This window comes from Streptococcus vestibularis ATCC 49124, from assembly GCF_000188295.1.
In the GTDB taxonomy this organism is placed as follows: domain Bacteria; phylum Bacillota; class Bacilli; order Lactobacillales; family Streptococcaceae; genus Streptococcus; species Streptococcus vestibularis.
In genome coordinates, this window is record NZ_GL831112.1 from 695017 (window position 1) to 719953 (window position 24937).

Annotated in this window: 18 protein-coding genes and 3 pseudogenes; 16 read left to right on the forward strand and 5 right to left on the reverse strand. The window is 40.8% G+C overall.

The annotated features are described in order from the left end of the window. Positions 1 to 151: 151 nt before the first annotated feature. Positions 152 to 1021 carry an L-serine ammonia-lyase, iron-sulfur-dependent, subunit alpha gene (sdaAA, locus tag HMPREF9425_RS03475; RefSeq protein ID WP_003096825.1) on the reverse strand — a complete coding sequence of 290 codons (870 nt, stop codon included), beginning with the start codon at positions 1019 to 1021 and terminating at the stop codon, positions 152 to 154. Positions 1022 to 1033: 12 nt separating this feature from the next. Next, positions 1034 to 1705, reverse strand: coding sequence for an L-serine ammonia-lyase, iron-sulfur-dependent subunit beta (sdaAB, locus tag HMPREF9425_RS03480; RefSeq protein ID WP_003094592.1), 672 nt, complete (start codon positions 1703 to 1705; stop codon positions 1034 to 1036). A 278-nt stretch (positions 1706 to 1983) separates the two neighbouring features. Here sdaAB and pynA point away from each other — a divergent pair, with 278 nt between their 5' ends. The 3 genes from pynA to HMPREF9425_RS03495 all read left to right on the forward strand — a co-directional run bounded on the left by pynA (position 1984) and on the right by HMPREF9425_RS03495 (position 5168). Next, positions 1984 to 2679 carry a pyrimidine 5'-nucleotidase PynA gene (gene pynA, locus HMPREF9425_RS03485; protein WP_003094828.1) on the forward strand — a complete coding sequence of 232 codons (696 nt, stop codon included), beginning with the start codon at positions 1984 to 1986 and terminating at the stop codon, positions 2677 to 2679. A gap of 59 nt (positions 2680 to 2738) precedes the next feature. Continuing rightward, positions 2739 to 4523, forward strand: a complete 1785-nt coding sequence (uvrC, locus tag HMPREF9425_RS03490) for an excinuclease ABC subunit UvrC (protein ID WP_003094253.1) — start codon at positions 2739 to 2741, stop codon at positions 4521 to 4523. Between the two features lie 363 nt (positions 4524 to 4886). Then, complete coding sequence (locus tag HMPREF9425_RS03495) at positions 4887 to 5168, forward strand: protein rep (RefSeq protein ID WP_002891204.1); 282 nt, start codon at positions 4887 to 4889, stop codon at positions 5166 to 5168. Here HMPREF9425_RS03495 and HMPREF9425_RS03500 read toward each other — a convergent pair. Together HMPREF9425_RS03500 and HMPREF9425_RS10680 are read right to left on the reverse strand one after the other, a co-directional pair. After that, positions 5139 to 5462 carry a potassium channel family protein gene (locus tag HMPREF9425_RS03500; RefSeq protein WP_003096828.1) on the reverse strand — a complete coding sequence of 108 codons (324 nt, stop codon included), beginning with the start codon at positions 5460 to 5462 and terminating at the stop codon, positions 5139 to 5141. The genes HMPREF9425_RS03495 and HMPREF9425_RS03500 overlap by 30 nt on opposite strands. A gap of 262 nt (positions 5463 to 5724) precedes the next feature. Beyond that, positions 5725 to 6033, reverse strand: a pseudogene (locus HMPREF9425_RS10680) (hypothetical protein); the annotation flags it as partial. A gap of 149 nt (positions 6034 to 6182) precedes the next feature. On the opposite strand from HMPREF9425_RS10680, the pseudogene cls (HMPREF9425_RS03505) reads away from it, so the two are divergent. From cls (HMPREF9425_RS03505) to HMPREF9425_RS03570, 13 genes and pseudogenes are all read left to right on the forward strand, one after another. Continuing rightward, a pseudogene (gene cls, locus HMPREF9425_RS03505) lies at positions 6183 to 7732 on the forward strand (cardiolipin synthase). A gap of 80 nt (positions 7733 to 7812) precedes the next feature. Beyond that, positions 7813 to 8325 (forward strand): GNAT family N-acetyltransferase, encoded by a 513-nt coding sequence (locus tag HMPREF9425_RS03510; RefSeq protein ID WP_002885332.1) that lies wholly within the window; start codon positions 7813 to 7815, stop codon positions 8323 to 8325. Between the two features lie 129 nt (positions 8326 to 8454). Continuing rightward, entirely contained in the window at positions 8455 to 10029 is a 1575-nt protein-coding gene (cls, locus tag HMPREF9425_RS03515) for a cardiolipin synthase (RefSeq protein WP_003096839.1), read from the forward strand. A gap of 15 nt (positions 10030 to 10044) precedes the next feature. After that, positions 10045 to 10698, forward strand: coding sequence for a DNA alkylation repair protein (locus tag HMPREF9425_RS03520; protein WP_003096842.1), 654 nt, complete (start codon positions 10045 to 10047; stop codon positions 10696 to 10698). A 295-nt stretch (positions 10699 to 10993) separates the two neighbouring features. Further along, on the forward strand, positions 10994 to 12070 hold the full coding sequence (locus tag HMPREF9425_RS03525) for an aspartate-semialdehyde dehydrogenase (protein WP_003096845.1): 1077 nt from the start codon (positions 10994 to 10996) through the stop codon (positions 12068 to 12070). A 334-nt stretch (positions 12071 to 12404) separates the two neighbouring features. Continuing rightward, complete coding sequence (gene dapA, locus HMPREF9425_RS03530; protein ID WP_013990425.1) at positions 12405 to 13340, forward strand: 4-hydroxy-tetrahydrodipicolinate synthase; 936 nt, start codon at positions 12405 to 12407, stop codon at positions 13338 to 13340. 156 nt (positions 13341 to 13496) lie between these two features. Then, complete coding sequence (rnc, locus tag HMPREF9425_RS03535) at positions 13497 to 14186, forward strand: ribonuclease III (protein WP_003094778.1); 690 nt, start codon at positions 13497 to 13499, stop codon at positions 14184 to 14186. Positions 14187 to 14188: 2 nt separating this feature from the next. Further along, positions 14189 to 17722: a chromosome segregation protein SMC gene (gene smc / locus HMPREF9425_RS03540; RefSeq protein ID WP_003096852.1), complete on the forward strand. Its 3534-nt coding sequence runs from the start codon at positions 14189 to 14191 to the stop codon at positions 17720 to 17722. 510 nt (positions 17723 to 18232) lie between these two features. Beyond that, the gene (gene pheS, locus HMPREF9425_RS03550) at positions 18233 to 19276 is read left to right on the forward strand and encodes a phenylalanine--tRNA ligase subunit alpha (RefSeq protein WP_003093726.1); all 1044 of its coding nucleotides are present in this window, start codon (positions 18233 to 18235) and stop codon (positions 19274 to 19276) included. A gap of 16 nt (positions 19277 to 19292) precedes the next feature. Further along, a complete protein-coding gene (locus tag HMPREF9425_RS03555) occupies positions 19293 to 19811 on the forward strand; it encodes a GNAT family N-acetyltransferase (RefSeq protein ID WP_003096855.1) in 519 nt (172 codons plus the stop codon). A 215-nt stretch (positions 19812 to 20026) separates the two neighbouring features. Beyond that, a pseudogene (gene pheT, locus HMPREF9425_RS03560) lies at positions 20027 to 22434 on the forward strand (phenylalanine--tRNA ligase subunit beta). Between the two features lie 68 nt (positions 22435 to 22502). After that, complete coding sequence (locus HMPREF9425_RS03565) at positions 22503 to 23084, forward strand: hypothetical protein (protein ID WP_003096860.1); 582 nt, start codon at positions 22503 to 22505, stop codon at positions 23082 to 23084. Positions 23085 to 23174: 90 nt separating this feature from the next. Beyond that, positions 23175 to 23513 carry an ATP cone domain-containing protein gene (locus tag HMPREF9425_RS03570; protein WP_002887879.1) on the forward strand — a complete coding sequence of 113 codons (339 nt, stop codon included), beginning with the start codon at positions 23175 to 23177 and terminating at the stop codon, positions 23511 to 23513. A gap of 43 nt (positions 23514 to 23556) precedes the next feature. Here HMPREF9425_RS03570 and HMPREF9425_RS03575 read toward each other — a convergent pair whose 3' ends face one another. Continuing rightward, entirely contained in the window at positions 23557 to 24822 is a 1266-nt protein-coding gene (locus HMPREF9425_RS03575; protein WP_003096861.1) for an aminotransferase-like domain-containing protein, read from the reverse strand. Between the last annotated feature and the right edge of the window lie 115 nt (positions 24823 to 24937).

The window sequence follows — 24937 nt, forward strand, 5'->3', positions numbered from 1 at the left end:
AATGCCTCTTTGAGGGGCTTGTGACGAGTCAAAAGCAATAAGGCTTGAACAAAGTGAAAGCCAGCGTCTTTAGGTACTGGCTGGTATTATGGGCTTATAGCTCTTGATCAAACCACCTGTTAGACGGGTGGTTATGATTTATTCTAAAAAATCAACCAAAGATTTTTTTTGCGAGTGCTTTTCCTTTCGGAGTTGCTGCTAAGCCACCTTCAGCAGTTTCACGGAATGCAGTTGGCATGGCTGAACCGACCTGATACATCGCGTCAACGACCTGGTCGACTGGAATGGCAGATGTGATACCTGCCAAAGCCATATCGGCAGCGACTAGGGCAAAACTTGCTCCCATAGCATTACGTTTGACACAAGGGACTTCGACTAATCCAGCTACGGGGTCACAAATGAGTCCCAACATATTTTTTAGTACAAAGCAAATGGCTTGGCTAGCTTGGAAGGGTGTTCCACCAGCAGCCATTGTAATAGCGGCTGCAGCCATAGCAGAGGCGGAACCAACTTCGGCTTGGCAGCCTCCCTCGGCGCCAGAAATCGAGGCATTATTTGCGATGACTAGACCAAATGCACCAGCAGTAAAGAGAAAATCCAATTGTTGTGATTCGGTTAAGCCCAGTTTTTGGATAGCAGTTGTAAGAACAGCAGGTAGGCAGCCAGCAGATCCAGCAGTTGGTGTGGCACAAACCAATCCCATCTTGGCATTAGATTCATTAACAGCCATGGCATTTCTAGCAGCACCCAAAACAGCAGAATCAGCCAAGGTATTTCCTTTTTTGATATAGGCATCCAGTTTAGCAGCGTCTCCCCCGGTTAAGCCAGTTGGTGATTTCTCAGGGGACAAACCAGCCTGAACAGACTCTTTCATCACTTCTAGATTTCGAGTCATGAGAGCAAGGATTTCATGACGTTCCCGTCCAGTTAGCTCTGTCTCTGTAGCGATCATGAGCTCGGCGATATTACCTTGGTAATCTCGGTCAGCTTGTTGAACCAATTCTTCAATAGTGTAAAACATGGAAATCTCCTCTTAACTGAAAAAGTTCACGTTATGCAAATTTGGAATTCTTGCGATATCAGTAACGGCTTCATCACACTGGTGAGAGTCAATTTCGATAATCATAATGGCCTTTTCACCGGCATTTTCCCGAGTAACAGTCATTTGAGCGATATTGATACCATAACGCGACAAAATATCTGTGACAAGGGCAATCATTCCAGGAACATCTTGGTGGACAATGATGAGAGTCGGTGTATTCATCTTGAGATTGACCGCAAAACCATTGAGCTCAGTTACTTGGATATTCCCTCCACCGATGGAAACACCAGTGGCAGAGATAGTTTTTGTAGCATTTTTTAGTGTAATACGAGTAGTGTTAGGATGCGGTGCATTGCTATCTTTGTTGATTTTCCAATAGACCTTAATGCCTTTTTCGTGTGCAATATCAAGTGCACGCGGAATATCAGGGTCATCTGTTTCCATACCTAAAATACCAGCTACAAGAGCCACATCTGTTCCATGACCTCGGTAGGTTTTTGCAAAGGAATTAAAAAGTTGAAATTCTACTTCAGTGGGTATATCACCAAAGATGGCCGAAACAATTTTTCCGATACGAACAGCTCCTGCAGTATGACTAGAGGAAGGTCCTACCATGACAGGACCGATAATATCAAAAACGGATTGAAATTTTAAATTTTTCATAACACGCCTCGTTTGATTAATCTTGTATTTTCAGTATACCACGAATTAGAGAGATTCGCTGTTTAAGTAAAAATCTATTGAAACCATAAAAAATAACTTATTTTAAGCTTTCTTTAAGGTTCAATAGATATAATAGTGTTCTATTAAGTAAGCAATACTTATTTTTCATAAATCAGAGAGGACGGTCTATGGGTCGTCCTTTTGTGTTTCTTTGTTTATATAGAGCTAGATTATGATAAAATAAACACTGATGTTTTAACTGTCAGAAAGGATCCGTCATGACCTACACCCATTTACTTTTCGATCTTGACCACACCCTCCTAGATTTTGACCGTGCTGAAGATATGGCTTTAAACTACTTGCTTGAAGAGGCTGGTGTAGCTTCACAAGAGATCAAGGCTTATAAAGACCACTATATTCCCATGAACCGTTCCATGTGGGAGGACCTCAACCATGGTTTGATTACAAAACCTGAATTGCTTCGCACGCGCTTTTCACGTCTCTTTGAGCACTTTGGAAAAGAAGTAGATGGTAGTCACTTAGCTGGGCGCTACCAACATTTCTTGAGTCAACAGGGGCAGGAACTTCCTCAGGCTCATGCTTTTTTAGCGGATGTCAAAGACCGTGGCTACAATATTTATGCAGCGACTAATGGTGTTAGTTTTATCCAACGTGGCCGCCTGCAGGCTTCGAGTATTTTACCTTTCTTTGACGATGTTTTCATCTCTGATGAGGTGGGTGCCCACAAACCGTCTACAGACTTTTTTGATAAAATTGCCAATCAGGTTCATGATTTTCACCCAAGCTCAGCTCTCATGATTGGTGATAGTCTAACTGCTGATATCCAGGGTGGTAATAATGCGGGTATTGATAGTGTTTGGTTCAATCCAAGTAACCTAGTCAATGAGACTCCAGCTGTTCCAACCTATCAAGTCAAAAGTTATGAGGAAATCCTGAAGATTTTGTCCAAGTAAAGCTATGATAGCCATGATTCCGAAGAGCTTTTTAGCTCTTTTTTTGCTACAATGAAAGCATGAATGATCTGATTAAACATAAGTTGGAATTGCTCCCAAACAACCCGGGGTGCTATCTCCACAAGGACAAATTCGGCAATATTATCTATGTCGGTAAGGCTAAAAATCTAAAAAATCGTGTGCGTAGCTATTTTCGTGGAAGTCATGATACCAAGACGGAGCTTTTGGTATCTGAGATTGCAGACTTTGAATTTATCGTAACCGAGTCTAATATCGAGGCCTTGCTTTTGGAAATTAATCTTATCCAAGAAAATATGCCTAAATTCAACATCCGCCTCAAGGATGACAAGTCTTACCCTTTTATCAAGATTACTAAGGAAATCTATCCAAGGCTCTTGATTACTCGCCAGGTTAAGAAGGATGGCGGTCTCTATTTTGGCCCTTACCCAGACTCTGGGGCAGCCAATGAAATCAAGAAGCTTTTGGACCGTATTTTTCCCTTTAAGAAATGTAAAAATCCCGCCAACAAGGTCTGTTTCTATTACCATATTGGCCAATGTAATGCCCACACCATCTGTCACACCACCGAGGACTATTGGCAAGGTTTGGTTGAGGATGTCAAGAATTTCCTAAATGGGCATGATGATAAAATCGTTAATCAGCTCAAGGCCAAGATGACGGACATGTCTGATCAGATGGAGTTTGAGCGTGCAGCGGAGTATCGAGATCTGATTGAGGCAGTGTCGACGCTTAGGACCAAGCAAAGGGTTATCCGTCAGGACATGCAGGACCGAGATATCTTCGGTTACTACGTGGACAAGGGTTGGATGTGTGTTCAGGTTTTCTTTGTTCGCCAAGGGAAACTCATTCAGCGTGATGTCAATATGTTCCCTTACTATAATGATGCTGAGGAAGACTTTCTAACCTATATGGGGCAATTTTACCTGGATAGTCGTCATCTCAAACCTAAGGAGATTTTTATTCCAGGTGACATTGATCAAGAGTCTGTCGAAGCTCTGGTTGGAGACGGGGTTAAGGTCTTCAAGCCTCAGCGTGGAGAGAAGAGGCAGTTGGTAAACTTGGCGACGAAAAATGCCCGCGTCAGTTTGACCCAAAAATTTGATCTCCTCGAAAAAGACTTGGCTAAGACCCAAGGAGCTATTGAAAATCTAGGCAAACTCATGGGGATTCCGACACCGGTCCGTATCGAGTCTTTCGATAACTCTAATATCATGGGAACTAGCCCTGTCTCTGCCATGGTTGTCTTTGAAAATGGTAAACCTAATAAAAAAGAGTACCGCAAATACAAGATTAAGACTGTTGAAGGTCCTGACGATTATGCCAGTATGCGTGAGGTCATTCGTCGTCGCTATAGTCGTGTCAAACGTGATGGTCTAACGCCACCAGACCTCATTATCATGGATGGTGGTCAAGGTCAGGTCAATGTAGCCAAGGATGTGCTTCGCAAGGAACTCAATCTATCTATCCCAGTTGCAGGTCTTCAGAAAAATGACAAGCACCAAACCAATGAATTGCTTTTTGGAGATCCTTTGCGAGTCATTGATTTGCCACGTCAATCCGAGGAATTTTTCCTCCTTCACCGTATTCAGGATGAAGTACACCGCTTTGCCATCACCTTCCATCGTCAAGTCCGTAGTAAGAATAGTTTCAGTTCTAAACTTGATGGCGTGGAGGGGTTAGGACCTAAGCGCAAACAAAAACTCCTCAAATACTTCAAGTCTATGACAGCTATCCAAAAAGCTACTGTTGAGGATATCCATGCCCTTGGCATTCCAGAAAAAGTAGCAGAGGCTCTGTTAGATAAATTAAATGATAACAATTAAAGAAACGTAATGAATTAAGTTCATTTTTTGTTACCTAAATTGTCAAATTAAGTTAGACTTTTCAAGTAACTCAGAAAAACTTGGTAGGGAGATTGATAATTCAATGATTTCCTAGGAATTCTATTTCTTGAGAGTGGGACAGAAATCGGTAATTCGTTAGAATTCGATTTCGTCGTCCCACCTCCGCACAGTTGAGTAGGGCAGTAAAAGCTGATGAAATCAGCGTAGTAGAGCCCACTCAACCACTGCGTCTTGCTCGACAATCCAAAAACAATAAAGAGGCTAGGACTTTTGTCCCAGCCTCATAATTTTGAGAAATATTAGTAAAATCCATTTGATGTCGAGAAAGAGAATGACAAACAAGTGATTGTCTTGCCTGAAGAGACGAAGGAACGGATAACGGGTGATTTGTTTGAGGGACTTTATCGGAAACGACAGATTGGATTTGGAAAACTCTTCAAGACTATCAAGAAAGAATTAGACTTAGATGATGTCGAAGATGGTAATCTTGTTCAGACTGGAGAGGATAGTCAAGAAGTATCGCGAGGTCAGGAAATTGTAGCCGTTTGGAATTGGCAGAGAAAGAATTATTTTTTACAGTTACTAAGAAATATGTTAGTCAGTTTTATTATTAGATGTATTTAATTTGCTGTAGTAATTGACAATTACGGCTGATAAGCATCCAAAAAAAATAAGTCCATATACAGTTAAAAAGACGCTAGTAATACGTCCGATTAGAGTAGTAGCTAGTATATCTCCGTAACCTACTGTTGTTGATGTGACAAAAGCATACCATAGTCCATCCCAGTAATTACTTATTTGAGGTTCAACTAATAAAAGTATTCCTCCTGAAATAAAAATAAAACTTACAAAACTTATCAAAAATTGATTAAAACCTGTAACTTTTATAATATGAAATAGAGTATTTAAACGTTTCATTTGGTTCTCCTTTGTTATAGTGTTAATGAAAATTATAGCATACAAAAAGTGTCTAAATATGTATTTTAGACACTTTTTATATTAAATTTTTATTATGTTTTCTTGATAGTAAGCCTCTATCGTTACAAGCTCGTTTGTGGTAAGATGAGTATAGGTCATTTATCTTAGTTCCTTTCAGACAAATGTGGTGTTTATCTGAGCCTAACATAGATGGCTTTTTCTGTCTAGCTTAATTTTACAAATTGGGACCTAAATTGTCAAATTAAGTTAGACTTTTCAAGTAACTCAGAAAAACTTGGTAGGGTGATTGATAATTCAATGATTTCCTAGGAATTCTATTTCTTGAGAGTGGGACAGAAATCGGTAATTCGTTAGAATTCGATTTCGTCGTCCCACCTCCGCACAGTTGAGTAGGGCTGTAAAAGCTGATGAAATCAGCGTAGTAGAGCCCACTCAACCACTGCGTCTTTCTCGACAATCCAAAGACAAATTGAGAGGCTAGGACTTTTGTCCCAGCCTCATAATTTTGAGAAACATTCGTAAAATCCATTTGTTTCGGTAATCCATTTCGTCCTATATGTTAGTTCCTTTCAGATAAATGTGGTGTTTATCTGAGACTAGCCTAGATGGCTTTTTCTGTCTTGCTTAATTTTACAAATTTGGTTATAATAAGATTAATTAAAAAGGGAAAGGAGTCATGCTATCAAAAACGAAGCTAAAATTGAACGTCTTTATGATAAGAGTCGTCGCGGCTTTCTTCGTGGAATCTTTAGTCGTGCTACGATTATCTTCTTGACCATCTTACTGCAGCTTGTTGTTGTGGCCATGTCTTACCTCTGGTTGCATCAATATAGGATACACCTGCAAGTTACAGAAGTAGTCCTTCGTATTCTGGCCATTATTTATCTCTTTCAAAGTGATATGGAATCAACAGCCGTCAATACTTGGCTCCTGATAGTCTTGCCTTTTCCAATTATCGGAACCTTGCTCTTGGCTTATACGAAACTTGATATAGGTTACACAGGGATGAAGCGTGCTATTCAGAGCAATATTGACCGCAGTTCTGGTATTCTGAAACAAGATAATCAGGCCCTCGAAGAGCTTAAACAGCGTCACACCAGCAACTATAATTTGGTCCAATATCTTGAAAATGTGAACGCTTCCTTTCCAGTTTATCGTCACACGAAGACGACCTATTTCCCAAGTGGTGAAGCCAAGTTTGAGGAAATGAAGAAACAGCTCCTTAAAGCAGAGAAGTACATTTTCTTGGAATATTTCATCATTGGTGAAGGTGAAATGTGGGGTGAAATCCTAGCAATCTTGAAACAAAAGGTTCAAGAAGGGGTGGAAGTTCGAGTCCTGTATGACGGTATGAATGAATTTTCAACTTTGAGTTTTGACTATAAGAAACGATTGGAAAAAATTGGCATTCAATCTCGAGTTTTTGCCTCGGTAACCCCTTTCCTGTCAACCTATTACAATTACCGTGACCATAGAAAAATCTTGCTGATTGATGGTAAGGTTGCTTTCACAGGCGGGGTTAATTTAGCTGACGAGTATATCAACAAGATTGAGCGTTTCGGTCATTGGAAAGATACTGCCTTGATGCTGGAGGGCCCAGCGGTTGATACTTTTTAGTTCTCTTTCTTCAGATGTGGACCTATTCTAACGAAACCTTAGATGTTACGCCGTATATGGTTGAACATAAGGTCTTTGATACCCCTGGCTTTGTTGTTCCTTATGGAGATATTCCATTGGACAAGGATAAAGTTGGTGAGAATGTCTATATTGACATCCTTAACCATGCGCGTGATTTTGTTCACATCATGACGCCTTATCTTATTTTAGATGGTGAGTTACTACATGCTTTGAAATTTGCGGCCGAGCGTGGGGTAGACGTCAGTATCATCATGCCTGGTATTCCTGATAAAAAGTCAGCTTACTACCTCGCTAAGACTTACTACCCAACACTTTTGGCATCCGGCGTAAAAATCTATGAGTACACTCCTGGATTTGTTCATGCAAAGGTATTTGTGAGTGACAATAGTAGGGCTGTTGTCGGAACGATTAATTTGGATTACCGCAGTCTTTATCACCACTTTGAGTGTGCGACCTATCTTTACAGGACGTCATCAGTGGTTGGTATTGAGGAAGATTTCCAAGCGACAATGGCCAAGTGTCATCGAGTCAGCATGACTGATGTTAAAAATCGACCATTTCACCAGAAGTGCTTGGGCTTATTGACCAGATTAGTTGCGCCATTGATGTAGTGACAAGACTTGTTATAAGAGGGTTGAGCCCTCTTTTTTTATAGTTTAAAATAAAGATAATGAAGTCGAAGGAGAAAATGATGTTAACCATTCGTCCAGCCAGCTTGTCAGATGCACAAGCTATCCAGGCCATCTATACACCCTATGTCGAGAAGACAGCTTTTACCTTTGAATATGAGGTTCCCAGTGTTCAAGAGTTTGAAAAACGCATTTGCAAGACGCTTGAAAAATACCCCTATTTAGTAGCGGAAGAGAATGGCCAAGTGCTAGGCTATGCTTATGCCTCAACCTATTATGCTCGTACAGCCTATGATTGGACCACTGAATTGTCTATTTATGTAGCCAAAGAGGCGCGTGGACAAGGGATTGGATCGGCCCTTTATACGGCCTTAGAAGAGGAGTTGCAAGCACGAGGCTACTTACGCTTTCTGGCTTGTATCGCTGTTCCGAACGAAGCGAGCATTTCCATGCATGAAAAGCGGGGCTATGTTCAAGTGGCTCATTTCCCAAAGATTGGCTATAAGTTTAACAAATGGCATGATATCGTCTGGATGCAAAAGACCATAGATGGCCCTGTCAGGAAAATACAGTAGAAACCACGCCAATTCTAAATTGCAATAGCTAATTATTCCTGCCTTTTTCATAGGCTAAAACGATACTAATAAAATTACTGAAGGAGACCGGAAAGTTGTAATGGTCTCCCCTACACGAAAGGAGCCTATATGACTCAAGAACAAAGTGCTAGACTGTTACCCCAAAAGCCCTCCAGATGGGGCAAAATTCTACTTAACCGAAAGGTTCCCATCCTCCTGTTCTTCTTACTGGAATTGGCCTTTCTTGTCTTTTCATATCTCAGCCTACAAGAGCATTTCCCATCCATTATCTTATGGGAACACTTGTTGAGTGTCTTTACCTTCTTTTACTTGCTCAATCGTTCCATGGATTCTCGTTCCAAACTGTCCTGGATGATTATCATTGCCCTCTTTCCAATTTTTGGGACGGCTCTGCTTTACTTTTCACTGGCTGATTTGGGTGTCAGACGCTTGAAGAAACGGCTTGAGGATGCTACAGTGCAGGCATCCGACCATTTAAGCACCAATCCAGAAGTTGCTGATTATTTATCCCAAAGTGATCGCCAATTACAGAAATTAGCTTATTTTTTGGAGCATAGTCCAGCACAGTTTCCTATCTACAGAAACACAGAGGTTACCTATTTTCCACTTGGAGATGACATGCTTCCAGCCTTGTTGGAGGATTTGAAAAAGGCGGAGAGTTATATCTTCATGGAATATTTCATCATTGACGAAGGAATCATGTGGGGCGAGATTTTAACAATTTTAGAGGAGAAGGCCAAGGCAGGTCTGGACGTTCGTGTCATGTTTGATGGGATGAATGAGATGACTACCTTGTCCTACGATTATATTGAGCGACTACACAAGGTTGGTATTAAAGCTCAAGCCTTCTCACCAGTCAAGCCCATCCTATCAACCTATTACAATTACCGAGACCATCGGAAGATTACTGTGATTGATGGTCAAGTTGCTTATACTGGTGGTGTAAATATCGCTGATGAGTATGTCAATAAACGAGAACGCTTTGGTCATTGGAAGGATACAGCCCTTCGCCTAGATGGTTCAGCAGTTCAAACGCTAAAAGCTCTCTTTTTGACCATGTGGACGGTGACTGGAGTAGAAGACAAGACAGATATGGAGCACTATCTACAAGAAAAACCTCAAAAAAGTAAGAGTCAGGGTTTGGTTCTCCCTTATGCCAATTCACCTTTGACCTACCACAAGGTTGCAGAAAATGTTTATTTACATCTTCTGAATACATCTACCGATTATGTCTATATCATGACACCGTATCTGATTTTGGATGATGAATTGGTTCGATCTATGACCTTTGCGGCTAGACGAGGTGTAGATGTTCGTATCATTATGCCAGGGATTCCAGATAAGCAGTATGCCTTTGATATTGCGACTACCTATTTTAAAGTGCTCTTGGATGCTGGCGTCCGTATTTTCCGTTATACCCCAGGCTTTATCCATGCTAAAGTTTATGTTTCTGACGCCAAACAAGCTGTGGTAGGTACCATTAATACTGATTACCGGAGTCTCTATCAAAATTTTGAAGATGGGGTCTATCTCTATAAAAATCTGGAAGTCCTTAACATTGAACAAGATTTTGAGAAAACCCAGGCACTCTCAGAGGAAGTCACTCTGGAAAGTTTGTCTAAAATACCTATGGCTCATCGTCTAGGCGGCTATCTCTTTTCTCTGATTGGACCTTTGATGTAATATAGGAGTGTTCATATGGATGCAAAAATTCTTTTGAAACTGTTAGAAGACCAGGCTGATCCAGCAAAAGTCCCAGCTATGGAAGCTTATATGAAAAATAAATTCAGCTTTCTTGGCGTTCAAAAACCAATTCTCAAAAAGATTGAAAGAGAGTTTTTTAAGCCTTTCATAAAGGATCCAATTGATTGGACTTTTGTGGAAGAGTGTTGGCAGCAACCTTACCGTGAGTTTCAATATATTGCTATGGATTATCTGGATAAAAAGAAGAAGGAGCTTAGACCTGAAGATTTTCCAAAGCTGAAGAAATTGGCTCAAACCAAATCATGGTGGGACAGTATAGATCAATTGGACCGTATCATCGGGGAGATTACTTTTTACTACCCAGAAACCAAGAATATCATGCGTCAATGGAGTCTGGATGAGGATTTTTGGTTGAGACGTATTGCCATCGACCACCAGCTTATGCGTAAAGAACTGACTGATATAAACCTCTTAGCTGAGGTTATCTGTAATAACTTTGGACAGACTGAGTTTTTCATTAACAAGGCTATCGGTTGGAGTTTGCGCAATTACTCAAAGGTAAATCCTGATTGGGTTCGAGCTTTTATTAATCAACATGCTAGTCAAATGGCATCTCTTAGCATTCGTGAGGCAAGTAAGTATTTATAAAAATCAAGAGCTTGACTCTGTGATCTATTATGCTAAAATAGGAGTATGCGATGAGTCGATTGGCTCTTTAGAGCCTTTTGCGCTGAGGAGGTCTACATTAGATTGTAACGCAGGAGCGGACCTTGAGTAGTTGTGTGAACCTGCTACTCTCATCGAAAGATGCCTCTTATCCCTTGCCGTTTGGTAGGGGATTTTTCTTTATTCTTGGCTTTTTTACCCTTTTCAACTGGACTTAAACGTAGTATAATAGATTCACTAAACTAAATTGATAGAAAATTCCGAAAGAGGTTTTACTATGGGATACACAGTTGCTGTTGTCGGTGCTACAGGTGCCGTTGGTGCTCAAATGATCAAAATGTTGGAAGAATCAACACTTCCAATCGATAAGATTCGCTACCTTGCGTCTGCACGTTCTGCAGGGAAAGTCTTGCAATTTAAAGGTCAAGATGTGACCATCGAAGAAACTACAGAGGACGCTTTTGAAGGTGTAGACATTGCACTTTTCTCAGCTGGTGGATCTACCTCTGCTAAATATGCACCATACGCTGTTAAAGCCGGTGCAGTAGTCGTTGATAACACATCTTACTTCCGTCAAAATCCAGATGTGCCATTGGTTGTACCTGAGGTCAATGCACATGCGCTTGATGCTCACAATGGTATTATCGCTTGTCCTAACTGTTCAACTATCCAAATGATGGTTGCCCTTGAGCCCGTTCGTCAAAAATGGGGCTTGGACCGTATTATCGTGTCAACTTACCAAGCTGTATCAGGTGCTGGTATGGGAGCAATTCTTGAAACACAACGTGAGTTGAAAGAAGTTTTGAATGACGGCGTTAATCCACGTGATGTTAAAGCTGAAATCTTGCCATGTGGTGGTGATAAGAAACACTTCCCAATCGCATTCAACGCCTTGGCTCAAATCGACGTCTTCACTGAAAATGACTACACTTACGAAGAAATGAAGATGACAAACGAAACTAAGAAAATCATGGAAGACGATAGCATTGCTGTATCAGCAACATGTGTGCGTATTCCAGTTTTGTCAGCTCACTCAGAGTCAGTCTACATTGAAACAAAAGAAGTGGCACCAATTGACGAAGTGAAAGCTGCTATTGCAGAATTCCCAGGTGCAGTCCTTGAAGACGACGTTGCTAACCAAGTCTACCCACAAGCTGTTAATGCTGTAGGTTCACGTGATACATTCGTCGGACGTATCCGTAAAGACTTGGATGCTGAAAAAGGTATCCACATGTGGGTTGTTTCAGATAACCTTCTTAAAGGTGCCGCTTGGAACTCAGTCCAAATCGCAGAAACACTCCACGAACGTGGATTGGTTCGCCCAACTTCAGAATTGAAATTTGAATTGAAATAGGAAGCAAAGCAGAAATCAGTAACTCGAAGAGTTTGATTTCGTAGTTTCACCCCAGCACAGTGGATTAGGAAGTACGAATGTTGCAGATATGAGTAGTTCCAATCAAGCACTGCGTTATGATTCAGAAAACAGTAAGGATTTAGTGTTGTATTCAAATACTATAATCAAGCTGGATCCTATAAAGCAGAGAGACTTCTCTCTGTTTTTTTGTTTATTAGCCATCAATTTGAAACAATCAGTCCTCACGTTTTCAGAAAATTGTCAACTTATCTGTCTGTCTGGTCAAAATTATGGTAAAATAGAAAGGATTAGAAAACGGTTGAAGGAGAATATTATGTCAATTGATCAATTAAGAGATGTCAAACTGATTACAGCCCTTATTACACCTTTCCACGAAGATGGCTCAATCAATTATGATGCCCTTCCAGAATTGATTGAGCATCTTTTGGCTCACCATACAGAAGCTCTTCTTTTGGCGGGAACAACGGCTGAAAGTCCAACACTTACTCACGATGAGGAGTTGGAACTCTTTGCGGCTGTTCAGAAAATTGTTAATGGACGTGTACCATTGATTGCAGGTGTCGGTACCAATGATACACGCGACTCTATCGAGTTTGCTAAAGAAGTTGCCAAATTTGGTGGTTTTGCAGCTGGTCTTGCTATCGTGCCTTACTACAACAAGCCATCACAAGAAGGTATGTACCAACACTTCAAAGCTATTGCAGATGCTTCTGATTTGCCAATTATCATCTACAACATCCCGGGTCGTGTGGTTGTTGAAATGGCTCCTGATACCATGCTTCGGTTGGCTGAACATCCAAATATCATTGGAGTTAAAGAATGTACCAGTCTTGCCAACATGGCCTACCTTATCGAACATAAACCAGAAGATTTCTTGGTTTATACCGGTGAAGATGGGGATGCCTTCCACGCAATGAACCTTGGAGCTAATGGTGTTATCTCAGTAGCCTCTCATACAAATGGTGATGAGATGCATGCCATGCTTGAAGCTATTGAAAATAGTGACCTCAAAACAGCAGCAGCTATCCAACGTAAATTCATTCCTAAAGTTAACGCTCTCTTCTCAGTACCAAGTCCTGCACCTGTCAAGGCTGTTCTAAACCATCTTGGTTTCGAAGTTGGACCACTTCGTTTGCCATTAGTTGCATGTACTTCAGAAGAAGCTAAACGTATCATCAAGGTTGTCCTTGAAGAAGATGTTGAAGCAACACGTGAGACAGTTACAGGTGTCGTTCGTCCAGATTATTAAGAAAATGAAGTTGAGTATAATGCTAGGCTTTTTTAGTGCAATAGTTTAATTGTCACTAAATCAGCAAATATAGGCTCTAAAAGCAGTTTTCCATCATGAAAATCTGCTTTTTTTGATATAATTGTAATTAGTGTGTTTAAATAGAAAGGAAGTTTTATGAATCAACTTGAACAAAAACTTGAGCAGGACTTTGGTATTGTTTTTAACCAAAAGGATCTCTTAGAAACTGCATTTACACATACCTCATATGCCAATGAGCACCGCCTCCTAAACATTTCACATAATGAACGTTTGGAATTTTTAGGAGACGCGGCTCTGCAACTAGTCATTTCTGTTTATCTTTACAAACGCTACCCTAACAAGCCAGAGGGGGAAATGTCTAAGATGCGTAGCACTATCGTTCGTGAAGAGAGCTTAGCCGGATTTTCGAAGGCTTGTGGTTTCGAGCAGTATATTCGTCTTGGTAAAGGTGAAGAAAAATCTGGAGGCCGTGAACGTGCCACTATTCTTGGTGACCTCTGGGAGGCCTTCCTTGGAGCCCTTTATCTGGATCAAGGTTTGCCTGCTGTTGAGAAATTTTTGAATCAGGTCATGATTCCTCAGGTTGAAAAGGGAAACTTTGACCGAGTAACAGACTATAAGACGGCCCTTCAAGAGCGTCTTCAGGTTAATGGTACGGTTGATATTACTTATACCGTTATTGACGAGTCTGGACCAGCTCATGCCAAAGAATTTACTATGCAGGTAGCTGTTGATGGTAAAGAACTCAGCACAGGTCTTGGAAAATCTAAGAAATTAGCTGAACAGGCAGCGGCTAAGGCTGCCCTTGAACAACTAGGAAATTAAGCATGTATTTGAAATCAATTGAAATGCAGGGCTTTAAATCCTTTGCGGACAAGACGCAAGTCGTCTTTGACAAGGGAGTAACAGCCGTTGTAGGTCCAAATGGATCGGGAAAATCAAATATTACAGAGAGTCTACGCTGGGCACTGGGTGAATCCTCTGCCAAGAGTTTGCGTGGGGGCAAGATGCCTGACGTTATTTTTGCGGGGACAGAGGTTCGTAAGGCTCTCAACTATGCGGAAGTGGCAGTCACTCTTGATAACAGTGACGGCTTTATCGCGGGTGCTGGTGAAACCATTCGTGTGGAGCGTCACATTTATCGAAACGGTGACAATGATTACTTGATTGAGGGTCGTAAGGTTCGTCTGCGTGATATTCATGACCTTTTCATGGATACAGGTTTAGGGCGTGATTCTTTTTCCATTATTTCCCAAGGTCGTGTTGAGGCTATTTTTAATGCCAAACCTGAAGAACGCCGCGCTATTTTCGAAGAAGCAGCAGGGGTTCTCAAATATAAGACACGTAAGAAAGAAACGGAAAGTAAGCTTAATCAAACCCAAGATAACCTTGATCGTTTGGAAGATATCATCTACGAGCTGGACGGTCAGGTTAAACCCCTTGAAAAGCAAGCTGCGACTGCCAAACGTTATTTGGAATTAGATGAAGAGCGTAGACAGACTCAGCTTAATCTTTTGGTCCACGATATTGAAATTGGTAAGTCTGAGTTGAGTCAGACCCAAGAGGATTTGGCAGAGGTCAAGGAAAAATTAACCAGCTATTATGAGGAACGTCATCATCTAGAGACTGAAAATCAAGAACTCAAGCAAAAACGCCATCAAATTTCAGAACAAATTTCTTCTGACCAGCAAACCTTGGTGGATGTCACACGTCTTATTAGTGACTTTGAGCGTCAAATCGATCTTTATACCATGGAGAGTCAGCAGCGTTCAGAGAAAAAAGAAGAGACAGCATCTCGTCTCAGTGAGTTAGAGAGTTTGAAAGCAGAAGCTCAGGCATCACTTGATAAGGTTAACCAACGTAAAGTTAAATTGGATGCTGAATTGAATACTATTGCTCAGGAGCTGACTGCCATTCAAAAAGATTTGGAGCAATTTACTGATGATCCAGATACGCTTATTGAACGTTTACGTGAGGATTATGTTGGTCTGATGCAGGAGGAAGCCAAGGTTTCCAATAGTTTGACTCAGGTCACCCACGACATGGACAGTCAGACACAAGCGCTTGAGGCACAAGCTGAAGAATTTAAACAAGCTCAAGCCGATTTGCTCTCCGCTCAGGAAGTGGCTAGCGAAACCCAAAAAGTTTATCAAGTAGCCAAAGAGAGTCTTCAAAGTCTTTTAGCTAGTTACAAAGAAAAGGCTCAGGTTTATCAAGCTATTGATAAGGACTATCAAGAGGCTCAAAAGCAGATGTTTGACCTCATGGATCACCTTAAAAGTAAAGATGCCCGTCGTCAAAGTCTTGAATCTATTCAAAAAAATCATTCTAATTTCTATGCAGGGGTTAAGGCTGTCCTTCAAAATGCCCAGTCCATTCAGGGAATTATTGGTGCTGTCAGTGAACACTTGACCTTTGATACGCGTTATCAGACAGCTCTTGAAATTGCTATGGGAGCTAGCGGGCAAAATATTATTGTTGAGGACGAAGGGGCTGCTAAGCGTTCAATTGACTACTTGAAACGTAATCGTCAAGGTCGTGCGACTTTCTTGCCGTTGACCACTATTAAACCACGTCAACTTAATGGACAATTTGCTCAAAGTCTTGCCAATGCACCAGGCTTTATTGGTATGGCTTCCGATTTGGTTACCTATGAAGAACGCTTATCTAATATTTTACAAAACCTCCTAGGGGTTACGGCAATCTTTGATACCATTGACAATGCTAATAAGGCTGCTCGAGCTGTTCGTTTTCAAGTACGTATGGTTACTCTTGATGGGTCTGAGATCCGTCCCGGTGGTGCCTTTGCTGGTGGTACCAACAAACAAAATAATAATCTCTTTATCAAGCCTGAACTGGATGCATTGACTGCTGAAATTAACCAGATCAAGGTCCAATTAAGTGATAGTGAAGCCAAAGTTGAAGCCCTTAAGACCAAACGTAAGGCTCTACAGAAAGAGCTAGATGATCTTAAAGTAGATGGTGAAAATGCTCGTCTTCAGGAGCAAAAACTAGATTTAGAACACCAACAAGCCCTGTCAGAGGTGGAGAAAAATCGAACCCTAGTGGATAGTTTCAAACAGGATTCTCAGGGAACTGATGGAGCAAATCTTCAAGATAAGGCTGAACAATTTAAAGCAGAGTTAGCACAAATTGCATCCAAGCGTGAGGCCATTAATGACCGTATTGAGGCTATTAAGGAAGACAAAGACGCTCTTGGCCAACAAAAACAGGTTCTCTTAGACAAGCAATCTGAACTTCAGTTGAAGGAACGTGATTTGCAAGCAGAATTGCGTTTTGCTAAGACAGAAAGTAATCGTCTTCAAGCCGACTTGTCTGAGTTAATGAAGGAATCGGATAATCTTCAAGCGCTCCTTAATAACCAGGTCAATGATGACCAAACTGATCGCCTTCCGCATTTGCAAGCACAGCATAAAGAAGCTGTCCAACGTAAGGACGATTTGGAACAAGCTCTTGTCCGTGCCAAGATTCAGCTGCAAGATTACGAAGGTCAGTTGGAAGATTTGGAGGAGCGTTTGGCTAAAGCAGGTAATCGTAATGAGGACTTGATTCGTCAGCAGACTCGCCTGGAAGAGCGTGAAAGTCAGATTAGTCAATCGCTTCGTAAGTTTGCGACTCAGTTAGCTGAAGATTACCAGATGACACTTGAAGTCGCCAAAGGTCAGGCTTGTCCTCTTGACAATGTCGACCAAACTCGCCAGAATCTGCAAGGTCTTGAGCGTTCGATTAAGGCTCTGGGTCCTGTCAATGTGGACGCTATTGCTCAATTTGAAGAGGTTAAGCAACGTCTTGATTTCTTGAACGGACAAAAGGATGATTTGCTCGAAGCTAAGAGTCTCCTTCTGAATACCATAAATGACATGGATGATGAAGTGAAATCACGCTTTAAAGCAACTTTTGAGGCTATCCGAGAAAGCTTTAAACAGACCTTTACCCAGATGTTTGGTGGAGGTTCTGCCGACTTGATTTTGACCTCAGACAATCTCCTAGAGGCTGGGGTAGAAATTTCTGTGCAGCCACCAGGTAAGAAAATTCAATCACTTAACCTTATGTCAGGCGGTGAAAAGGCCTTGTCAGCTTTGGCTCTTCTCTTTGCCATCATTCGTGTTAAGACTATACCTTTTGTAATCCTTGACGAAGTAGAAGCGGCTTTGGATGAAGCTAATGTTAAACGCTTCGGGGACTACCTTAATCGTTTTGACAAGTCTAGTCAATTTATTGTGGTTACCCACCGTAAGGGAACCATGTCAGCAGCAGACTCTATTTATGGGGTGACCATGCAGGAATCAGGTGTCTCAAAAATTGTTTCAGTTAAACTAAAAGACCTCGATTTTGACTAAAAATAGATTATATGTTCATGAAAGATAGTTGATAGCTTTATCACTATTTTTTTATAGTCTCGAAAAAATTGAAATGACTTTCAGAAAAAAATAAGGTTGCCGCGTCTATTTTACTGCTCATCTTTTTCAGTTTGAGACTAGGCCTATTTGATACGGGCATTGACCATTACTTGAATGATTTCTCCAAAAAGAATAGTTTCAAAAATACCTTATTGAATTGACGTAACTGTAGGCACTTGAAAGCACAACTAATTTTTGATAGAATGGTGGTAATTAAATAGAAGTCGTAGAGACTAGTAACCTTATGGAAATTGACAGGGATTGGGGGCCATGGACTGGAAGCCTCCTCAAGGGAAGTTTGGCGAATTCACTCATGAAGACGGCTGACGAATCAAGGTCTGGGAAACCAGATAAAAAACGGATGGTACCGCGTGTCAACGCTCCGGGTTGGAGTTCTGGCATGTGGTTTTTTGTTTGCGATTCGAAATTGTCACATCAGAAAGGAATCTCATGGATTTACAAACACAATTGCAAGAGTTGAAAACCTCAATGCAGGCTAAACTGGCTGAAATGCGCGGTGAACACTCTAAGGAATTACAAGAATTGCGTGTTGCAGTTTTAGGTAAAAAGGGCTCTTTGACGGACCTTTTGAAGGGACTTAAGGACCTTCCTAATGAAGAACGCCCTAAAGTTGGTAAAATGGTCAACGAAGTTCGTGACGTTTTGACTGAAGCTTTTGACGAAGCCACTAAAATTGTCGAAGCTGCTAAAATTCAAGCACAACTTGACTCTGAAAGTCTTGACGTAACTCTTCCAGGACGCCAAGTTAAACTTGGTAACCGTCATATTCTTAGCCAAACAGCTGAAGAAATCGAAGACATTTTCTTGGGGATGGGCTTCCAAATCGTTGATGGTTTTGAAGTTGAGACTGATTACTATAACTTTGAACGTATGAACTTGCCTAAGGATCACCCAGCGCGTGACATGCAAGATACTTTCTATATTACGGAAGAAATTTTGCTTCGTACTCACACAAGTCCTGTTCAAGCTCGTACACTTGATAAACACGATTTTTCTAAAGGTCCACTTAAGATGATCTCACCAGGACGTGTTTTCCGTCGTGATACCGATGATGCGACTCACAGCCACCAGTTCCACCAAATCGAAGGTTTGGTCGTTGGTAAAAACATCTCAATGGGTGATCTTAAGGGAACGCTTGAGATGATTATTCAAAAAATGTTTGGTGCAGAACGTCAAATCCGTTTGCGTCCTTCTTACTTCCCATTCACTGAACCTTCCGTTGAGGTTGACGTGTCATGCTTCAAGTGTGGAGGTAAAGGATGTAACGTATGTAAAAAGACAGGTTGGATTGAAATCCTTGGTGCTGGTATGGTTCACCCACAAGTGCTTGAGATGTCAGGTGTTGATTCTGAAGAATATTCAGGTTTCGCCTTTGGTCTTGGTCAAGAACGTATTGCCATGCTTCGTTATGGTATTAACGACATCCGTGGTTTCTATCAAGGGGATGTTCGTTTCTCAGAACAGTTTAAATAAGGTTTAGGAGGTTGTCATGTCAGTCGTTATTCGTAAGGTTCTTCCGGAAGAAGTAGCAGAATTAAAAGTTATCTCCGAAGATACCTTTAGAGAGACTTTTGCTCATGATAATACCGAGGCTCAGTTGCAAGGTTACTTCGACACCACACTTTCTGAAGAAGTTCTCTTGGATGAAATCATTCATGAAGAATCGCGATACTTTTTCATTCTCGTTGATGGTGAAAAGGCAGGTTTTCTAAAGACCAATGTTGGTTCTGCTCAAACAGAGCAGCATTTGGACAATGCCTTTGAAATTCAACGTATATATATTAGTCAGGCCTTCCAAGGCATGGGTTTGGGTAAGCAACTCTTTGAATTTGCATTGCAGGAAGCCCGTGATCTAGGTTGTGATTGGGCCTGGTTGGGTGTTTGGGAAAGAAATTTCAAAGCACAGATATTTTACGATAAATATGGCTTTGAAAAATTTTCAGAACACGATTTTCCAGTTGGTGATGGTAAAGTGGACTGTGATTGGTTACTAAAATTGAAATTATAAACCTATTATTAAGTTGATAGAGAGGAGTTTATAAGGCGATTAAACGTGTCAGTTCGTCTTCCTCTTATATCAGCTATACATATTCCTAAATTACAGAAAGGATTTGAACCCGCCCTAAGCTCTGGGCAAAAAAGATAAAGTCACATAGGTGCGTTGCACCAACGTTGCCTTTCCTATTTTTGCTGAGAGCTATTAACGGGCTTGGTATCATTATTATGCTAGTTAGTTATAAATGGTTAAAAGAGTTGGTTGATGTGGATGTTACCACTGCTGAACTCGCTGAAAAAATGTCGACGACAGGTATTGAAGTGGAAGGTGTTGAGACACCTTCTGAAGGCTTGTCTAAATTGGTTGTTGGTCATGTCTTGACATGTGAAGACGTACCTGAAACACACTTGCACTTGTGTCAAGTAGATACAGGAGATGCTGAAGGTCCACGTCAAATTGTATGTGGCGCTCCAAATGTCACTGCTGGAATCAAGGTCATTGTTGCCATTCCTGGTGCACGCATTGCGGACAATTACAAAATTAAAAAGGGAAGATTCGAGGCATGGAATCTCTCGGTATGATCTGTTCTTTGGCAGAACTTGGACTTCCAGATAACATTATTCCTAAGGAATTTGCAGATGGAATCCAAATTTTGCCTGAAGATGCTGTTCCTGGAGATAGCATTTTCCCATATCTCGACCTTGATGACGAAATTATCGAATTGTCAATCACACCTAACCGTGCCGATGCCCTTTCTATGCGTGGTGTGGCTCATGAAGTTGCTGCAATCTATGGTAAATCTGTTCATTTCCCAGAAAAACCAGTTACTGAAGACAGCAAACCAGCCTCTGATAAGATTTCAGTAGCTATTGAAAGTGATAAAGTGGCTACTTATGCTAGTCGTGTGGTTGAGAATGTCACGGTTCAACCAAGTCCACAATGGTTACAAAACCTTCTTATGAATGCTGGTATCCGTCCAATCAACAATGTGGTAGATGTGACAAACTATGTTCTTCTTTACTTTGGACAACCAATGCACGCCTTTGATTTGGACAAATTTGAAGATTCACGAATCGTTGCCCGTGATGCCCGTGAGGGGGAAAAATTGGTGACTCTCGATGGTGAAGAACGTGAATTGACTACTGAAGATATTGTTATTACAGTTGCTGACAAACCAGTTGCCCTAGCAGGTGTTATGGGTGGCGCTTCAACTGAAATTGACAACAATTCTAAAAACGTTGTTCTTGAAGCTGCTGTTTTTGATGGCAAATCTGTTCGTAAGACGAGCAGCCGTCTTAACCTTCGTTCAGAATCATCATCACGTTTTGAAAAAGGTATCAATAACGATACTGTCCTTGAAGCGCTTGATTTTGCAGCAGCTATGTTGCAAGAATTGGCAAATGGTACTGTTCTTGCAGGCCGTGTTCAAGCAGGTTCAGTCGACACAGAACCAGTCCAAGTTTCTACAAGTCTTGACTATGTGAATGTTCGCCTTGGTACAGCATTGACTTTTGCAGATATTGAAGATGTCTTTGCAAAACTTGGTTTTGGATTGACAGGTGATGCCGATAAATTCACAGTATCTGTACCACGTCGTCGTTGGGATATCAGTATCCAAGCAGACTTGGTTGAGGAAATTGCACGTATCTACGGCTATGAAAAATTGCCTACGACACTTCCAGAAGCAGCAGGGACAGCCGGTGAATTGACTGAAACACAAGTACTTCGCCGTAAGGTTCGTACCATTGCTGAAGGTGCTGGATTGACTGAAATCATCTCATATGCTTTGACAACACCTGAAAAAGCTGTTGAATTTGCTGTGACACCAAGTAATTTGACTGAGTTGATGTGGCCAATGACTGTTGACCGTTCAGCTCTCCGTCAGAATATGGTTTCTGGCATGCTTGATACTGTTGCTTACAATGTTAACCGTAAGAATAGTAACGTTGCTATTTACGAAATCGGTAAGGTCTTTGAACAAAAGGGTAATCCAAAAGAGGAATTGCCAAATGAAATCAATACCTTTGCCTTCGCTATTTCTGGTCTTGTCGCTGAAAAAGATTTCCAAACTAAAGCAACGCCAGTTGATTTCTTCTATGCCAAAGGTATTGTTGAAGCACTCTTTGATAAGCTTGAAGTTTCAGTTGACTATGTAGCGACAAAAGACCTCGCAAGTATGCACCCAGGTCGTACAGCTGCTATTGTACTTGATGGTCAAACTATTGGATTCCTTGGTCAAGTTCACCCACAAACTGCCAAAAACTATGGCATTCCTGAGACTTATGTGGCTGAAATTAACCTTAGTGCTGTCGAAGACGCCTTGCAACCAGATCAACCATTTGTTGAAATCACAAAATTCCCTGCAGTATCACGTGATATCGCCCTTCTTCTCAAGGCAGAAATCACTCATCAAGAAGTTCTGGATGCTATCTACTTTGCAGGAGTCAAACGCTTGGTTGCCGTTAAACTCTTCGATGTTTACGCAGGTGAAAAACTTGGTGCAGGTATGAAATCAATGGCTTATAGCCTTACCTTCCAAAATCCAAATGACAACCTCACAGACGAAGAAGTTGCCAAATACATGGAAAAAATTACTAAAGCTCTCACTGAAAAAGTTAAAGCAGAAGTACGTTAATAGTTAGAAAATCCATCTGAGAAGATGGATTTTTAAGTTATTAGACGATATTACATAGAGGAGATAATTTGTTTTTAGAGTTCTTTAACGGGGTGTGGGGACATTACACTTTTGAATCTGATAAAGTCAATGTACTTATTGATGGCTTACCCAGTTTTGCTTATCCCTTAGGGCAATTAACATTTTTAGTGTTAGTCTATAGGTTACTCGTTCATCAGTATGTTAAGAAGTTTTTAATCATGTCACCTCAGGATATTTGGGCTTGGCATAAAGAAACGTTTCGCAAAAGTAAATTATCTTTCATTGTTATCCCAATAGTCTATCTGTTTATTTTCGGAATGACCTATGTTTTGGTTGATGATGTTTTGGCTACCGTCACTATTTACAAGGATTATGGAGGACCTATAGCTAAAAGCATTGATGGCAAAGTTGAACAAATAGATATTAGTCATGTTGGGTCTAAAACGAGTAGTGCTAGGATTAATGCTCACTTTGAAAGTTTTGACGGGCAGACTTATGACATTCACCTGATAAACGGCGATAAAAGAATTGTTAATTATATTCGACATAATCAGTCAATGTCCTATCCCTCAACTCTATCCTTTGATAGACATGGCAAACCACTTTACATTGCTAAATTCTGGGAATAACCAGTCCGAATAGCTCTTTCGGTGACTTGCACTTGACAAATATGTAAATTCTTTGCATAATAAAAGAAAAAACTTGAAAAGAGGGTAGCCATGCAAATTATTAAACGTAATGGTCAAGTTGCTGAATTTGATCCTGATAAAATCTACCAAGCCATCTTAAAAGCAGCCCAGACTGTGTATGTTATTGATGATGCTTGGCGCCAAAACCTAGCTCAAGTGACTCGTAAAGTAGTGCTTGATCTTCAAGACGCCCAAGTGGAACGCCCAACCATTAACATGATTCAGTCATTGGTTGAAAATCGTCTTATGGAAGCTGGTTTTATCAATATTGCTGAACATTATATTTCATACCGTTTGCAACGAGATTTGGAGCGTAACGGTTATGGTGACAAAGTAATCGTACACCTACGCTTTGAACAGACTAAATAATAAAAAGCCATTGCTTTGATGGCTTTTTTGTGTGTCTGAGTTTTTAGTCTGTCATTTTCAAAAGTTTTAAAAAAGTCTTCAGTTCTTTTCCATGTCCTATTTGCATATAAGTCTCAGAACTCGGTCTTATAAAGGATGTTTCTAAAAAGCGAATTTGTTTCTGAGCTTTGAAATTCTCTAATGAGACCCCTTTTGGAAGCTTCCAGGTAATGTGTCTAGGAGAAATCTGATAGGGAATGGAAACCTTAGCTTGCTCGATAGTTTCGTGACTTTTAGCCATGGTTTCTTGAAAAAGATCACGCAATTTTTTTATATTTTTTTGGAACATGCCATTATCTAGGTAGACTGAGAGGGCCTTCTGCATAATGAGGTTGGTATCGTAGTCGATAAGCCCTTTGTGAGCCAAAAAGGTCGCTCTGAGATTTGGTGGTAAGACAACACTCCCCAAACGTAACCCAGGGAAAAGTGCCATGGAAAATGATTTGATATAGATGGTCTGATTTTGGGTATCGTAGTAGTGAATTGGTAGATTTTTACTATCGCTAAAGTCACCCATATAGTCGTCCTCGACGATATAGACATTATACTGTTTGGCAAGTTGGGCAAGCTTTTCTTTTTCACTAGCAGTGTAGCTCAATCCAAGAGGATTAGAGTAACGACTAATGGTATAGAAAAACTTAAACTGACCAGACTTAAAGTACTCCTCTAATAGTGTGAAGTCCAGACCATCAAAATTGCGATTGATGGTTTCGTAGGCTAGATTCTGACGATTGACTAGTTGGTTCATACGGTGGTAGGTAGGTTGTTCCAAAAGAATTTTGTGAGCACCATTACCGAAATCCATCTGTGATAGGATATAGAGGGCCTGTTGGCTTCCTGAAGTAATGACAATTTGATTTGAATTGACATAAATGTCGTCAGATGCAAGGCGATTTTTTAATGCTTCAACCAGTTCTTTTAGTCCAGCTTGCTCATGATAATAGTTGAAGAGGTAGTCTTGGTGGCCTGCTAAACTTTCATCTAAGCAAAGACGAAAATCCTCGTAGGCTAATTGATTATAGTCATTAAGGTTGAGTAGAACCTTATCATTGGATTTAGAGGCGCCCTCGAGAACATAATAGCCACTTTGGGGGACGGCATAAATATAGTTTTGATACTTGAGTTCCAAGAGTGCTCTTTGAGCAGTATCTTTACTGCAACCATAAGTTTGGCTAAGCTGACGAATAGATGGTAATTTACTTCCTTTCTCTAATTTACCATTTTGGATATCTTTGGTGATAGTCTCAACAATTTCTTGATAAATGCTCATAACTGACCCCTTACAGATTTTTTCTTATTCTACCCTATTTGTTCTCTGAGAGCAAGATGTCTGGAGATATTTGACAAGATTATTAGATTTTGACATAATAAAAAGGTTATTAGGA